The organism is Acidipropionibacterium thoenii DSM 20276, assembly GCF_000423445.1.
Lineage (GTDB): Bacteria > Actinomycetota > Actinomycetes > Propionibacteriales > Propionibacteriaceae > Acidipropionibacterium > Acidipropionibacterium thoenii.
Map to the genome: position 1 here is coordinate 128,447 of NZ_KE384018.1, position 14,462 is coordinate 142,908.

The 14,462-nt window shown below is 65.7% G+C and carries 12 protein-coding genes and 3 tRNA genes; 9 read left to right on the forward strand and 6 right to left on the reverse strand.

Features of this window, described 5'->3' with window-relative positions; translation table 11 throughout:
- Window positions 1-100 precede the first annotated feature (100 nt).
- The 9 genes from G554_RS0109995 (at window position 101) to G554_RS0110035 (ending at window position 9,306) form a co-directional block, all read left to right on the forward strand.
- Window positions 101-304 carry a DUF3073 domain-containing protein gene (locus G554_RS0109995; RefSeq protein WP_027587774.1) on the forward strand — a complete coding sequence of 68 codons (204 nt, stop codon included), beginning with the start codon at window positions 101-103 and terminating at the stop codon, window positions 302-304.
- A gap of 69 nt (window positions 305-373) precedes the next feature.
- On the forward strand, window positions 374-1,324 hold the full coding sequence (locus tag G554_RS0110000; protein ID WP_027587775.1) for an alpha/beta hydrolase: 951 nt from the start codon (window positions 374-376) through the stop codon (window positions 1,322-1,324).
- A gap of 168 nt (window positions 1,325-1,492) precedes the next feature.
- Complete coding sequence (locus tag G554_RS0110005; protein ID WP_027587776.1) at window positions 1,493-2,806, forward strand: ABC transporter substrate-binding protein; 1,314 nt, start codon at window positions 1,493-1,495, stop codon at window positions 2,804-2,806.
- Window positions 2,807-2,950: 144 nt separating this feature from the next.
- A complete protein-coding gene (locus G554_RS0110010; RefSeq protein WP_027587777.1) occupies window positions 2,951-3,847 on the forward strand; it encodes a carbohydrate ABC transporter permease in 897 nt (298 codons plus the stop codon).
- Window positions 3,847-4,743, forward strand: a complete 897-nt coding sequence (locus tag G554_RS0110015; protein WP_036925363.1) for a carbohydrate ABC transporter permease — start codon at window positions 3,847-3,849, stop codon at window positions 4,741-4,743. The genes G554_RS0110010 and G554_RS0110015 overlap by 1 nt, the downstream gene beginning before the upstream one ends.
- A gap of 383 nt (window positions 4,744-5,126) precedes the next feature.
- The gene (locus G554_RS0110020; RefSeq protein ID WP_051232868.1) at window positions 5,127-6,482 is read left to right on the forward strand and encodes an ABC transporter permease subunit; all 1,356 of its coding nucleotides are present in this window, start codon (window positions 5,127-5,129) and stop codon (window positions 6,480-6,482) included.
- Between the two features lie 13 nt (window positions 6,483-6,495).
- The gene (locus G554_RS0110025; protein WP_027587780.1) at window positions 6,496-7,488 is read left to right on the forward strand and encodes a branched-chain amino acid ABC transporter permease; all 993 of its coding nucleotides are present in this window, start codon (window positions 6,496-6,498) and stop codon (window positions 7,486-7,488) included.
- Window positions 7,481-8,575: an ABC transporter ATP-binding protein gene (locus G554_RS15820; RefSeq protein WP_084648461.1), complete on the forward strand. Its 1,095-nt coding sequence runs from the start codon at window positions 7,481-7,483 to the stop codon at window positions 8,573-8,575. The genes G554_RS0110025 and G554_RS15820 overlap by 8 nt, the downstream gene beginning before the upstream one ends.
- Window positions 8,572-9,306 (forward strand): ABC transporter ATP-binding protein, encoded by a 735-nt coding sequence (locus G554_RS0110035; protein ID WP_027587781.1) that lies wholly within the window; start codon window positions 8,572-8,574, stop codon window positions 9,304-9,306. The genes G554_RS15820 and G554_RS0110035 overlap by 4 nt, the downstream gene beginning before the upstream one ends.
- A 228-nt stretch (window positions 9,307-9,534) precedes the next feature.
- Here G554_RS0110035 and G554_RS0110040 read toward each other — a convergent pair whose 3' ends face one another.
- The 6 genes from G554_RS0110040 to G554_RS17880 all read right to left on the reverse strand — a co-directional run.
- Window positions 9,535-10,767 (reverse strand): ABC transporter substrate-binding protein, encoded by a 1,233-nt coding sequence (locus G554_RS0110040; protein WP_027587782.1) that lies wholly within the window; start codon window positions 10,765-10,767, stop codon window positions 9,535-9,537.
- Window positions 10,768-11,051: 284 nt separating this feature from the next.
- Window positions 11,052-13,010 (reverse strand): amidase, encoded by a 1,959-nt coding sequence (locus G554_RS0110045; protein WP_027587783.1) that lies wholly within the window; start codon window positions 13,008-13,010, stop codon window positions 11,052-11,054.
- A 158-nt stretch (window positions 13,011-13,168) separates the two neighbouring features.
- A tRNA-Phe gene (locus G554_RS0110050) sits at window positions 13,169-13,242 on the reverse strand.
- A 63-nt stretch (window positions 13,243-13,305) separates the two neighbouring features.
- Window positions 13,306-13,379 (reverse strand) — tRNA-Asp (locus G554_RS0110055).
- 281 nt (window positions 13,380-13,660) lie between these two features.
- Window positions 13,661-13,733: transfer RNA gene (locus tag G554_RS0110060), tRNA-Glu, on the reverse strand.
- Window positions 13,734-13,861: 128 nt separating this feature from the next.
- Window positions 13,862-14,462 (reverse strand): VldE C-terminal domain-containing protein (locus G554_RS17880; RefSeq protein WP_036925366.1); only part of this gene is annotated, 601 nt, incomplete at its 5' end.

Below are 14,462 nucleotides of genomic sequence, written 5' to 3' on the forward strand. Positions count from 1 at the left end.
TTTGGTGTCCTCGCACCGGCTCGGGTAGCCTGTGTGTCACGACAGTAGATGACATGCGCGCGGCAATGCCGCGACCAACGAGGCGAGGGGGTCGACCCATATGGGGCGCGGCCGTGCAAAGGCGAAGCAGACCAAGGTTGCTCGTGATCTGAAATATCGCTCGGTTGACATGGATCTTGCATCCTTGGAGCGAGAGCTGCGGGGAGACAAGGTCCGTGAGGACCACACCGAGGATGAAGAGGTCTCCGACAAGTACGCTGACCTGGCTGAGAAGTACTCCCACTACGGCGACGACGACCAGTGACGCCGGTCACCTTCTGGTGAGTGCCCGGGGCGTCCCGGTCGCGGTGCCCCGAGTCTGGATGGCATCGAGATGAGATGGACCTCGGACCCGATCGTGCCCGGCTTCGAGTGGGCGCGGATCGGCCTGCCACGGGCGCAGCGAATCGCCGGTGACCCCGACGCGCTACTGACAGCCGGACTGATCCGCCACCATCCGGCGACGCACCCGCGCGCCCTGCTCTACATCCACGGCTGGTCGGACTGCTTCTACCAGGCCCATCTGGCCGACCAGGTCGAGTCCTGGGGGATGGACTTCTACGCACTCGACTTGCGCCGCTACGGCCGCAATCTGGTCGACGGGCAACGGGCGGGCTGGATCTCGGACCTGTCGGAGTACGACGAGGAGATCGACGCCGCGATGTCGATCATCCGCGCCGACCACGAGGCGATCTCCCTGATGGGGCACTCCACCGGCGGGCTGATCGCCGTACTGTGGGCCGCCCGGCACCCCAACCGGGTCAAGGGGATCATCCTCAACTCGCCGTGGATCGACCTGCAGGGATCGGCGATGGCCCGGATGATCGCGGGACCGCTGACCCGGGCGGTCACCCAGGCCTCCGCGGGCTCGGTGCTGCCGATCGCCAGTCGTGACAACTTCGCCCGCTCGGTGCGCCGGGAGTTCGGAGGGGAGTGGGACATCCCCTTCGAGAAGTCCCGCGACAATGCCTTCGTGGTGCGCGCGGGATGGCTGAAGGCGATCCTGGAGGGCCATGCGCAGGTGGAGCAGGGGCTCGGTATCGAGGTGCCGATCCTCACTCTGCTGTCGGCTCGCAGCGATCTGTCGGCGACCTGGAACGAGTCGATGCGAGGTGCCGACACGGTTCTCGACGTCGAACGGCTGGCAGCGGCCACCATCCGGCTGGGACGCCACCTCACCCTGGTGCGGATCACCGGCGGACTGCACGATCTGGTGCTGTCGGCCCCGCCGGTGCGCGCCATGGTCTTCGCCGAGATGAGGCGCTGGGTGCGGGCCTACCTGTGAGCCCGGAGCGGGTTCCCGCAGGTCAGGTCACGGGATGGTCACGATGTGAGAGATTCCTCACGGCCCCTCCTTGCCACGCCTGCTCAGCACTGGCAGGATCAGACCCGCTGGACAAGGTAGTCCGGCGCCAGACACTGATGTCTGGAAGGGACCGGGAGGTTTTCATTCATGCGTGGAAAGAAACTCGCGGCGCTCGCAACAGCGTCGCTTCTGGTGCTGTCCGGCGCCGCGTGCGGGTCAACCACAGAGTCAGGCTCTGCTGACGCGACGACACCGGCATCCACCCCCAAGGCAGGGGGAGCCGGCGGCACCGTCGGCGTCTTCACCTGGTGGGCGGACGGATCCGAGAAGAAGGGTCTCGATGCCCTCGAGGTGATGTTCAAGAAGCAGTACCCCAATGACACCTTCCAGAACCTGGCGGTGGCCGGCGGGTCGGGCTCCAATGCCAAGGCGAAGCTGGCCTCCGATCTCAAGAACGGAAATCCCCCCGGGTCCTTCCAGGGCCACGCCGGCGCGGAGCTGATGGACTACATCGACGCCGACCAGGTCGAGCCGGTCGACGACATCATCAAGGAGCTGGGCGGGGAGTCGGTCTTCCCCAAGACCCTGCTCGACAAGCTCACCGTCGACGGCCACATCTACTCGGTGCCGGTCGACATCCACCGGGCCAATGTGGTCTGGTCCAATACCGCCCTGCTCAAGAAGGCGGGCATCACCAGCACCCCGACCGACGTCGCCGGATGGCTGGCCGACCTGCAGAAGGTCAAGGACTCCGGCGTCGCCACCCCGCTGTCGATCGGCGGCACCTGGACCCAGACCGAGCTCTTCGAGTCGATCCTGGCCTCGAACCTGGGTGCTGACGAGTACAGCAAGCTGTTCAGCAAGGACGGCAAGTGGGACTCCGACGGCGTCAAGCAGTCGATCGAGCAGTACAAGAAGGCCCTCACCTTCGCCAACACCGCCTCCGATGGCGACGACTGGCCGAACGCCACCGACATGGTGGCCGACGGCAAGGCCGCCTACAACGTGATGGGCGACTGGGCGGTCGCCCAGTTCGAGATGAAGGGGAAGACGTACAAGACCGACTGGGACGCTTTCGCGATGCCCGGCAAGGAGAACATCTTCGACTTCCTGGCCGACTCCTTCACCCTGCCGGCCGGCACCAAGAACCCCGGCGGCACCCAGGACTGGCTGCGGTTCGTCGGCTCCAAGGATGCCCAGACCACCTTCAACAAGCTCAAGGGCTCCATCCCGCCTCGTACCGATATCTCCTCTGATGGATTCAGCGCCTACCAGCGGTCGGCGATGAAGGACTTCAAGTCCTCCGACACCAAGATCGTCTCCTCGATCGCCCACGGTGCCGCCGTCCCGCTGGCCTGGAGCTCGGAGATCAACACCGCGATGAGCAAGTTCTACCAGGACAAGAACACCGACAATCTGGTGAGTGCCCTGGTCGCCTCGCACGACAAGTACGCGCAGTGAGTTGACTCCTCGGATGGGCCCGGCCGCGATGGCCGGGCCCATCTGTCGGGCTTGGCGGTATTCACGACAGGGAAATGACGAGATGACAGATGCGGGCGAGATGACGGCGGACTCCAGGATGCGAGCCACGAGAGGAGTGACGACATGGTGAAAGTGCGACGCTGGCTGCCGAGCCTCGCGTTCGTGGCGCCATCGATCATCCTGATCGGGATCTTCGTCTACGGGTTCATCATCAACAACATCGGGACCTCCTTCCAGATGGTCCGCACCAGATCGGGGCGCCTCAAGGCCCCCGGCGGGTTCCAGAACTACACCGACCTGATCAGCGACCCGCGCTATCAGCACGCCCTGTGGAACCTGCTGGTCCTCACCGTCACCTTCGTGGCCGGGACGATGTTCTTCGGCCTGTTGTGGGCGCTGCTCCTGGAACGCGGGGTCAGGTTCGAGGGAGCGTTCCGCTCCCTGCTGTTGTTCCCGATGGCGATCTCCTTCGTCGCTGCCGGCGTGATCTGGCGGTGGCTGCTGTCCCCGGCCCGGGGCTCCAACGCGGTCGGCCTCAACCAGCTGTTCCAGATGGTGGGGTTGGACGGTCTGCAGTCCAGTTGGTACTCGGCAGGCAGGTTCAACATGGCCGCGATGGCGATACCGGCCATCTGGCAGCTGTCGGGCTACATCATGGCGCTCTTCCTGGCCGGCTTCCGCGGTATCTCCGAGGACCAGCGCGAGGCCGCCCGGGTCGACGGTGCCACCGAGTTCAAGCTCTACCGATATGTGCTCTTCCCCCAGCTGTCACCGATCGCGCTGAGCGCCCTGATCATCGTCGGGCACATGTCGATGAAGATGTTCGACCTGATCTACTCGATCGCCGGCCAGAGCTCCTACACCGCAGAGGTCCCCGCCACCTTGATGTGGACCCAGCTGTTCCAGCTCAACGACCCCACCGCGGCTGCGGTCAACGCGACTCTGCTGCTGCTCATCGTGGCGGTGGCCGTCATTCCCTACCTCGTCTACACCAACCGCACGGAGAAGGGGGTCCGCTGATGTCTGCGGCAACTCTTGAGGCCGACCAGCTGGCGGCCGTCCCGGCCCGGCACCGTCGCGCCACCAGGGGCCAGAAGGCCTGGGGCTCTCTTCAGTACGCGCTGTTGATCTGCTTCGCCATCATCGTTCTGATGCCGGCCTACGCACTGCTGGTGACCAGCTTCAAGCGCCAGGCCGATTACGACCAGTCCACCGCCTGGCAGATCCCGACCCACTGGTCGGTGGAGGGCTGGGTGGCCGCCTGGGGCACCCTGGCACCGGCCGTCGGCCGCTCCCTGGTGATGGCGATCGTCGCGGCGGCGGTCTCGGCGATGCTCGGCTCCCTCAATGGCTACGTCTTCGCCAAGGCCCGGTTCCCGGGCTCCCACGTGATCTTCGTGCTCTTCCTGTTCGGGATGTTCATCCCGTACCAGGCAATCATGATCCCGCTGTCGGGACTGATGCTGAACATTCAGGACGGCGCCCCGTGGTTCTCCGGGATCCCGACCCTGATCCTGTGCCACATCATCTACGGCATCCCGATCTGCACCCTGATCTTCCGGAACTACTACGCCACCTCGGTGCCCACCGAGATCGTGGAGGCGGCCCGGGTGGACGGCGCCACGACCTGGTCCACCTACACCAAGGTGGTGCTGCCGATCTCCCCGCCGGCCTTCGTGGTGACGCTGATCTGGCAGTTCACCAGCGCCTGGAACGACTTCCTCTTCGCCCTGTTCCTCACCAACCAGACCAATGGCCCGGTGACCTTCGGGCTCAACGCACTGGCCTCGGGGCAGAACCCGAACTACCCGCAGATTATGGCCGGGGTGCTGGTGGCCTCGCTGCCGACTCTGCTGATCTACATCATCCTGGGCAAGTACTTCGTTGCCGGGCTGATGAGTGGGTCGGTGAAGTAGCCGTCGGCGGATCGACATCAGACAGCGGACGCCGACCGGGCAACCAGCCCGGTCGGCGTCCGCTGTCTGTTCCGGGAGCACTGCCAGGGCCCGTACGGGGATTCGGTCCGGGAGCGTCTTCCGGGTTCAAAACCTGTGTTACATCTGTGTACCGCCATGTTACAGATTGACGATGCTCTGTTACGTCTCAGGGACTTACGGGGGTGACGCCGGGAACCGCTTCTACAGTTCCGAACAGGTTGTGCCGCCGACTCGTCGGCGCAACAGGAGAGGGCTCACCCGTCCTGCACCACGGGCACGGGAGCACTGGAGGGAAACACGTGAGAACAGCTCGACAAGGGATCATCTGCAGTACCTATCGCAGACGACTCTGGCATCTGTCATTGGCCCTCCTGGCCTTCCTGGCGCTGTGCGGGACCTTCCAGGCCCGCAGCGCACCCGGTGCGAACGCGGCCGGCGTCCAGTTGATCGTGACAGTCACCGGCGCCGACTCCAAGCCAGCAGCCAAGGTCGCCATCACGGTGGCCGATGCCGCGGGCCAGCTCATCAAGGGCACCACCGATGCCGATGGAAAGGCCACCATCGCCCTCACCGAGTCCGGCAGGTACGGCGTCTACTTCGACGTCGCCACGCTGCCCAGCGGGGTCGGCCCGGCCGCCAATCCGACGGTGCGTGCCACCACCGGCAATATCTCCCCCCAGTTCACGGCGATCACACTGACGGCCGGCGGGGTGCGCACCGAGGTGACGCCGGCACCGCTGGCGGCACCCTCTGCGACGGGCACCGCCTCCAGCACCGGAAGCGCAGCGGCCGGTGGGGAGGCCGGTGGCGGGTCCGCCAGCAGTGCCGACTCCACCAGCTTCCTCGACCAGCTGAGTTCCAAGATCTCCACCGGGCTGACCTTCGGACTGCTGCTGGGACTGGCCTCCATCGGACTGTCGCTGATCTACAGCACCACCGGGTTGAACAACTTCGCCCATGGCGAGCTGGTCACCTTCGGCGCCTTCATGGCCTACATGATCGCCGGGCAGTGGAATCTCAACGGCTGGATCGCGATCTCAGGGGCACTGGTCCTGGGCGGTTGCTTCGGATACCTGCAGGACTTCCTGCTGTGGCGGCCACTGCGCAAACGTCGGCTCGGGATGATGCAGATCATGATCGTCAGCATCGGGCTGTCCCTGGCGCTGCGATATGTCTTCGCCTTCATCTGGGGCCCCGACCGGCTGTCGATACCGGCCAACAACGATCCCGTGGTGTCCTTCGGGTCGGTGAACCTGCGGTACTGGGACGTGGTGGGTTCGATCATCGCCATCGTGCTGCTGGTGCTGGTCGCGCTGTTCTTCTCCTTCACCCGGACCGGCAAGGCCACCCGCGCGGTGGCCGACAACAAGGCCCTGGCGGCGGCCACCGGTATCAACGTCGAACGGATCACCCGGATCGTGTGGGTGGGCGGCGGCGCCCTGGCCGGAGTCGCGGGAGCTCTGATCGGCTACTACCAGACCCTGCAGTGGAACGCAGGTGCACTGATCCTGCTGCTGTTGTTCGCCTCTGTCACCCTCGGCGGTCTCGGGACCACCTGGGGGGCACTGGTCGGGGCCATCATCATTGGCCTGGCGATGGATGTCTCCACCATGTGGGTGCCGACCTCGCTGAAGTACGTGGTGGCAATGCTCATCATGATCATCGTCCTGCTGGTGAGACCTCAGGGTCTGCTGGGCAGGAAGCAGCGGATCGGCTGAGAAGGGAACTCTCATGGATTTCAGCTTCATATCCCAGGCGCTGTCACAGCTCTTCGCTCCTGACACCGCAGCCTTCGCGCTGGCCACCATCGGCCTGGCAGTGCACTTCGGCTACACCGGCCTGATGAACTTCGGCCAGTCGGCCTTCATGGCGATCGGCGCCTACTTCTTCGCCATCGGATCGCGGACCATCGGCATGCCATTGCCGCTGTGCCTGCTCTTCGGGGTGGTCGGGGCGGTCGTCTTCGCCCTGCTGCTCGGCATCCCGACCCTGAGGTTGCGCGCCGACTACCTGTCGATGGTGACCATCGCGGCGGCCGAGATCGTCCGCTATGTGGCGATCACTCCCGAGCTGACCCCACTGACCGGCGGCCAGGGCGGTCTGACCTCCTTCGACTACGGCAATGCGTGGGCGGCTCTCAATCCGATCCCCGAACCGGCCTCCGGCGGTTTCTACATCTTGGGGCCGTTCTCCTACTCCCGCGACGATCTGTTCAACCTGATCGTGTGCTGGGCGGTGGTCGTCATCGCGGCCCTGCTGGTCTGGGGGCTGATGCGCAGCCCGTGGGGTCGCGTGGTGCGCGGCATCCGCGAGGATGAGGACGCGGTGCGGGCGTTGGGCAAGAACGTCTTCGCCTACAAGATGCAGGCCCTGGTGCTCGGTGGTGTGATCGCCGGTGTGGCCGGCATGCTGTACATCATGCCGAAGGGCCTGAACCCAGACATCGGCGGCACCCAGACCACCTTCTTCCTGTGGACGATCCTGTTCCTGGGTGGCGCTGCCACCGTCTTCGGGCCGATCGTCGGCTCGATGATCTTCTGGGCCACCCTGATCATCACCGACGGTCTGGTGGGCCTGCTCACCAGCGCCGACCTCCTCCCGATCTCCGGTATCCAGGGCGGTCAGATCCGCTTCATCCTGGTCGGCATCGGCCTGATGGTGCTGGTGATCTTCCGGCCACAAGGCATTTTCGGCAACAAGGCGGAGACCTACTTCAATGGCTGACACTTCACAGACCTCACCAGACGCTGTCACCGCTGGTCCCGGTGGTGGCGCAGCGATCGCCGCGGAGCCCGCGGCGCCGGGCTGCAAGAAGGTGGATCCGATCCTGACGGCCAGCGATGTGACTCGCGAGTTCGGCGGCCTCAAGGCCGTCGACGTCCAGCACATCGAGATCCCACGGGGCAAGATCACTGCCCTGATCGGACCCAATGGTGCCGGCAAGACGACGCTGTTCAACCTGCTCACCGGTTTCGACTCCCCCAACAGCGGGTCCTGGGAGTTCAACGGCACCTCGCTGGCCGGGGTACCGGCCCACAAGGTCTCCCAGATGGGTGAGGTGCGAACCTTCCAGCTCACCAAGGTGCTGGGCCGGATGACCGTGATGGAGTCCATGAAACTGGGCGCCCGCCAGCAGAAGGGGGAACATTTCTGGGCGGCCCTGCTGCCGCCGATCTGGCGTGGCCAGGAGAAGGCGAACGAGCAGCGGGCCCTGGTGCTGCTCGAGCGTTTCGGGCTGCTGAAGAAGAAGGACGACTTCGCCGGCTCCATGTCAGGAGGCCAGCGCAAACTGCTGGAGATGGCCCGCGCCCTGATGTGCGACCCCCAGCTGGTGATGCTCGACGAGCCGATGGCCGGCGTCAACCCCGCCCTCAAGCAGTCCCTGCTGGGCCACATCGTCGGGCTCAAGGAGAGCGGCGTCACGGTGCTGTTCGTGGAGCACGACATGCACATGGTCCACTCCATCGCCGACTGGGTCATCGTGATGGCCGAGGGCAAGGTGGTCGCCGAGGGTGCTCCCGAGGTCGTGATGGAGGATCCGGCGGTCGTCGACGCCTATCTCGGATCGAACAAGGACCGCGACCTGGGTGAGGTCATCAACGACATCCGCGCCGGTCGCAAGAAGAAGATCGACGTCTCCGATGTCAGCATCGAACGCGACCAGGCCGTCCTGGATGCCCAGGAGGAGGCTGTCGAGGCAGCCGATGAGCTGGCCGAGGGTGGTGACGCCCAGTCTCTGGTGGACAGGACCGAGGAGGCCGTGCATCACGATCACGAGGACGGCACCGACGAGGGGAAGGGCCAGGCATGAGCCGCGTTCTGGAGACCAAGGATCTGGTGGCCGGCTATCTTCCCGGCGTCAACATCCTCAATGGCACCAACACCTACGTCGAGGACGGTGAACTGGTCGGGATCATCGGCCCCAATGGCGCCGGGAAGTCGACCCTGCTGAAGGCCATCTTCGGTCTGGTGCGGGTGCACGAGGGTTCGGTGGTGCTCGACGGCACCGAGATCACCAATCTCAGGGCCAACCGGCTGGTCACCTACGGCGTCGGGTTCGTGCCGCAGACCGAGAACGTCTTCCAGGCTCTCACCATCGAGGAGAACCTGCAGATGGGCTGCTACCAGAAGCCGGCACTCTACAGCGACCGGCTGGCCTTCGTGGTCGACCTGTTCCCCGAGCTGAAGAAGCGGCTCAAGCAGCGGGCCGGATCCCTGTCCGGCGGCGAACGCCAGATGGTGGCGATGTCGCGGGCCCTGATGATGGACCCCAAGGTGCTGCTGCTCGATGAGCCCAGTGCCGGCCTGTCCCCGGTGCGCCAGGACGAGACCTTCGTCAACGTCGCCCGGATCAATGCCGCCGGCGTCTCGATCATGATCGTCGAGCAGAACGCCTCGCGCTGCCTGCAGATCTGTGACCGCGGATATGTCCTGGATCAGGGCAAGGACGCCTACATGGGCACCGGGCGCGATCTGCTCAATGACCCCAAGGTGATCCAGCTGTACCTCGGCACCCTCGCCGCCGACCACAAGGCGGGCTGAGGGGCTTCTCGGCTCATCCCCGGTCACCTATCCCCACCCGGGGTTGGGGGCCGGGGATGAGCTGTGTCTGGGATCGGCTGGGGGTCAGCCACCCAGCGAGTACCTGCCAGTGACCATCAGTCCAGAGATCACCAGCCCAGAATCCATCAGGTCAGAGAACATGAGGAAGGGCCCGGTTCTTTCGAACCGGGCCCTTCCTGATGTCTGGGTGTCAGCCCACCTCATCGATCACAGCGAGGAGGTCTGCTGGCTCACCCACGGGGTCTTGTTGTCGGGGCCGGTGGTCTTGTAGAAGGAGATCGAGGCCTTGGTGACATCACCGGAGTCGTTGAAGTCGATCGGGCCGGACTCGCCCTCGTAGTCGATGTCGGTGCCCTTCTGGATCAGGGCGTAGCACTCCTTGAAGGAGGAGCACTTCGTGCCGTCCTTGGAGACCGAGACCAGGTTCTTCTGGATCGCGGCGGGGGTGGTGCTCTTGCCCTGGGAGGCAGCCAGCGCGATCAGCGTGGTGGCGTCGTAGGACTCGGCCGCGTAGGAGTAGGAGCTCAGCGCCTTGCCGTTCGCCTTGTCCAGCTTGGCCTTCAGGCCCGAGGCGGGATTGACGCCGGGGGTGGAGAACTGGGCCCCGGTGATGTCGGGGTCGCCCTTGCCGAGGATGCCGTTGTTGCCATCAGTGCCGTAGAAGGTCTTGAAGTCGAACTTGTTCTGCTGCAGGGATGCGGCGATGGCCTTGATCTCGTCGAAGGAGATCACCACCAGGCCGTCGGGCTTGGCGGCCAGCACCTTGCTGACCTCGGCGTTGAAGTTCGTCGAGTTCGGGGTGAAGGGGACGTCGGCGACGACCTGGACGTTGTTGGCCTGCAGGGTGTTCTTGATCTGGGTGTTGAGCCCGGAGCCGTAGGCCTCGTTCATGTAGAGGATCGAGACCCGCTTGTGGCCGTCGGAGACGATCTTCTGGCCCAGTGCCTGGCCCTGGAGGACATCGCTGGGCACGGTGCGGAAGAACATCCCGTTGCTCTTGTTCGGATTGGTCAGCGAGGTATCGGTGGCCGCGGGGGAGATGAAGGGCACCTTCGCATTGGTGATCGTGCTGAACACCGTCTTGGTCACGGCCGAGGACTCCGGGGCCAGAATGGCATCGGTACCGGCCGACAGCAGCGCCTTGGCAGAGGAGGATGCGATGTCGGTGGTGGTGTCTCCGGAGTCCTTGATCGTCAGTTCGGTCTTGAACGAGGGATCCGCCGCATTGATCTCGTCAGTCGCCACCTTCGCACCTGCATTGGCCGCCGGCCCCAGCAGCGCCAGAGACCCGGTCTGCGGGTAGATCGCGCCGATCTTGAGGGTGCCGGAGCCGCCGGCGGCCGAGCCACTGGAGGAGTCGCCCGCGGTGCCGGAGCTTGATGAGCCACAGGCGGCCAGCACCATCACTGACAGCGATGCGGCAGCGGCCTTGAGAGCCATTTTTCGCGGGCGCGAGAACCCGGTGGAGGGAGTGCTCGACACTTCGGGTGAAGTGTGACGACCCGTAGAACTGGGGTGCATTTGAATTCCTCTCAGAGGAGCTGATCACTACTTGTCGGCGACGCTAGTGGGGCGTCTGGTTCGCAGCGAAACGATGGCGTTTCTGTCGTGTTACACACCTAGCCAAGCCAGATTTCGCGATCTGAAGTCGTGACCAAGCCGTGACTTTTGGCCACATCTGAGGGTCTCAGAGGTGGCCAGAAGTCTGATTCGGTGCGGATCGGTCACTCGGCGATCGGCAACGGAGCAGTCACCATGGACGCGGCATGGCCCCCGACCCGCGCGATCACCAGCATCTCCGGGGCCAGCCGTCTGCGGGCCAGAGAGACCCGGCCCCGGTAGACCCCGGGTTCGGCCGGCGCAAGGGCTATCCCGTCGGCCCAGACCAGTGCCTGCTCCGACGCCAGCTTCACGGTGACCTCCCAGAAACGCCCCGACTCGACGACCTCGACCGACTCGATGGTGGCGTCGGCGTCCTCCCCCTCCGCGTGCGGCACCAGATCGATCTGGTTGCAGGGCAGCGAAGGTGCCAGGAAGGCAGGGCGTCGCTGGGTGGTGGCAGCCTCGTAGGCCGACGCCAGATCGAGCAGGTGGTCGTCGCTGTAGGCCGGGCCGGCGAAGGTGAGTCCGACCGGCATCTGGATGTCGGCCATGAACCCCATCGGCACCGTGACCGTCGGGATTCCCAGGTGACGCCACACCCGGTTGCCATTGGAGTAGACCACGCCATTGCGGGAGGCCTCGTCGAGGCTCTCGGCATCGCTGAACAGGTCCTCGCGGCCGACGTCACCGGCCGCTGGGAAGACGATCGCGTCGAGACCCTCGGTCTTCAGCCAGTCCTCGAAGTTGGTCTTGCGGGCCTGCTCCAGGCCGGTGAGCAATTGGGCGACGCCGGGCACGTCGGCGATCCGGTCGGGCACCCCCTGCTTGACGAACTCGGCCATCCGCTGCCAGTCGAAGCCGCCGCGTGCCCGGGTGATCCATACCGGGATCGGCGCATCCTCGTCGGGAAAGACGGTGTCGCCGTCGACATCGGCCCAGCTCGTCAGCTTGGGGTCGGCATTCTCGCGCAGGAAGGAGTCCAGCCTCATGGCTGCCAGTTGGCCACCCTCCAGGGAGCGCCAGTCCGGCGGCACCAGGCCCTGTTCCAGCAGCCCGACGGCGCTGGGCCGGTCCTCCTCGTAGTTGGAGACCACCGGCAGGTCGACCTCGACCACCTCGGCCCCCAGAGAGCGGAGATCATCGGCGGCCTGATCCCACAGGGCGCGCACAGAGGGCCGGATGACCGGCGGCACCAGAGGCTCGGTGTCGTCTCCGATGTACAGCTTGGGCACGCCGAGACGCAGCCCCTCGAGCCTCTGGGGGCGGGGGTGGGCCACCGGATGGGGGAGCGAGTGCTCCGGTTCCGGCAGGGGGACGACGTCCTGCTCGCGCCAGAAGTCTCCGGTGGTCCGGGGGTCCTTGACCGCCAGCACGTCCAGCAGCTCCGTCATCTCGGTGACCGTTCGGGTGTGCGGCACCACGACGTCGCAGGTCGGCCGCAGCGGCCAGTTGCCCCGGATCGACAGCACGCCGCGCGAGGGGGTGTAGGCCACCAGGCAGTTGTTGGAGGCCGGTGAGCGCCCCGAGGAGACGGTCTCCTCGCCCATCCCGAAGGCGCACATGCTCGAGGCCGTCGCCACACCCGACCCGTTCGAGGAGCCGGATCCGTAGCCGGCCGCGATGTACTGGGGGTTGTAGGGGCTGTGCGCGTAACCGTAGATCCCTGGCTGGATGCCACCGGCGGCCATCGGCGGCATATTCGTCTTGCCGATCAGCACCGCTCCTGCTGCCCGCAACTGGGCGATCGAGGCGGCGTCCTCATTGGAGACCAGATCGGCCAACGCCGGGCTGCCCGCCGCGACGGTGAGTCCCCTCACCTTGTACGAGTCCTTGACGGTGAAGGGAATGCCCTCGAGTGGGCCGGCCTTGCCAGCCTTGCGTCGCTCATCCGATGCCGCTGCCTCGGCGAGGACATCCGGATTGAGAATCGGGACGGCATTGAGGCAGGTGCCGGTGCGGTCGTAGTAGGCGATCCGATTGAGATAGGCGACCACGAGCTCGACCGATGTCACCCGGTTAGAGCTCAACGCCTCCTGCAACTGGGAGATGCTTGCCTCCACGACGTCAAATCGTTCGGTCATGCCAGCGAAGCTAGCCCCGAAGCGTTACGGCAGTGCGTCACTGTGAGGCGGTGGCCCCGGGGGTGCGATTCTGCAGGCTGCGGACGTGCGGCAGGCCGGAAACCGCCCCGGGAGCCGGGACGGCAGGAAGCCCCTCCGAGGAGGGGCTTCCTGAGATGTGGCCGGGACCGGGATCGAACCGGTGACCTTTCACTTTTCAGGCGAACGCTGCTACCGACTGAGCTACCCGGCCAGGGGCTCGTGCCTGCAAGCTGAGCTAACAGCACGAACGCGGCGATATGAATCGCCGCGTGAGCGACCCCGATGGGACTTGAACCCACGACCTCCGCCGTGACAGGGCGGCGCGCTAACCAACTGCGCTACGGGGCCTTGAACCGCCCGGTCATCCCGGGAGATCCTGACCGCTGCCTGGCTCAGGCAGCTCGAAAAATATAGCAAGGATCAGCGGAGATGGGAAATCGGGGTGAGCAGGCCGCTCGGTGGACGCGCTGGCTCAGTGCTGGTTCAGCGCTGGATCGACCACTGGCCCGGGGGCCTGTGGCCGGCTCGGGCCCGGCCCGGCAGCCTCTGCTGGACTCGCTGTCCCGGTGGCCAGGGGGAGGACCACGGCACCCCTGGCCGGACTGGGTCCGACCAGGGGTGTCACAGAGTATCCCGAACGGGATTCGAACCCGCGTTACCGCCTTGAAAGGGCGATGTCCTGGGCCACTGGACGATCGGGACCGGTGCCTTCCCGGGCCAGACCATGCTACCGGGGGCCCTTGGCGAGCGCCAACGCCGCCCTCGGGGCCTGCTGGGCGGCGTCCGCGTACCAGGCAGTGAGGGTCGATCACATCGTGATGACTCGGGCGTCAGTCCCAGATGGTGGTGATGTGGACGTGGTCCTGATGATTGGCCGTGACCCCGCCCCGATCGGCCACATCGCGCCAGCCCTCGGAGTTCCGGGAGATGTTCCAGATCTTCTTGTCCCACATGATGTACTGCACGCCCAGCTCCTGGGCGTGTGCCTTGTAGTAATTGGCGACGGTCCACCCGAGGGCGTTGTCGCTCGCGCCCCGGGGCATCATCAGGTCGATCGCGTGGCCGGAGGGGTGATCGGGATATGCGTCGGCGCGGACGCCGTAGATCGTCTTGATCTGGGGGAACTGGGAGATGGTGCGATCCACGATTCCCTTGGCGCTGGGCCGCAGACCGCTCAGACCGGAGGACCCGTTGGCCAGCAGAGTGGCCCAGGCGGAGGCCGACGATGTGCCGCTCTGACTGCCGGAGCTGGTGCCCCCCGCTCCGGAGGAGCCCTGGGAGGGTGCCGAGGTGGTGAGGTAGGCGGTGGAGATCCAGGCGTTGGTGCCCTGGTAGGTCACCGGTGTCCAGCCGTTGACCGAGGCGCCGCGGCTGACGACGCTCTGGCCCTTGGCCAGGACTCCGCGGATGGTGCTGGAGGTGCTGGCTGCC

Excerpts from the sequence above, each read along its gene's own strand:
- G554_RS0110000 (WP_027587775.1), top strand. The coding sequence starts at position 374 with ATGAGATGGACCTCGGACCCGATCGTGCCCGGCTTCGAGTGGGCGCGG.
- G554_RS0109995 (WP_027587774.1), top strand. The coding sequence starts at position 101 with ATGGGGCGCGGCCGTGCAAAGGCGAAGCAGACCAAGGTTGCTCGTGAT.
- G554_RS0110045 (WP_027587783.1), bottom strand. The coding sequence starts at position 13,010 with ATGACCGAACGATTTGACGTCGTGGAGGCAAGCATCTCCCAGTTGCAG.
- G554_RS0110010 (WP_027587777.1), top strand. The coding sequence starts at position 2,951 with ATGGTGAAAGTGCGACGCTGGCTGCCGAGCCTCGCGTTCGTGGCGCCA.
- G554_RS0110025 (WP_027587780.1), top strand. The coding sequence starts at position 6,496 with ATGGATTTCAGCTTCATATCCCAGGCGCTGTCACAGCTCTTCGCTCCT.
- G554_RS0110015 (WP_036925363.1), top strand. The coding sequence starts at position 3,847 with ATGTCTGCGGCAACTCTTGAGGCCGACCAGCTGGCGGCCGTCCCGGCC.
- G554_RS0110005 (WP_027587776.1), top strand. The coding sequence starts at position 1,493 with ATGCGTGGAAAGAAACTCGCGGCGCTCGCAACAGCGTCGCTTCTGGTG.
- G554_RS15820 (WP_084648461.1), top strand. The coding sequence starts at position 7,481 with ATGGCTGACACTTCACAGACCTCACCAGACGCTGTCACCGCTGGTCCC.
- G554_RS0110035 (WP_027587781.1), top strand. The coding sequence starts at position 8,572 with ATGAGCCGCGTTCTGGAGACCAAGGATCTGGTGGCCGGCTATCTTCCC.
- G554_RS0110040 (WP_027587782.1), bottom strand. The coding sequence starts at position 10,767 with ATGGCTCTCAAGGCCGCTGCCGCATCGCTGTCAGTGATGGTGCTGGCC.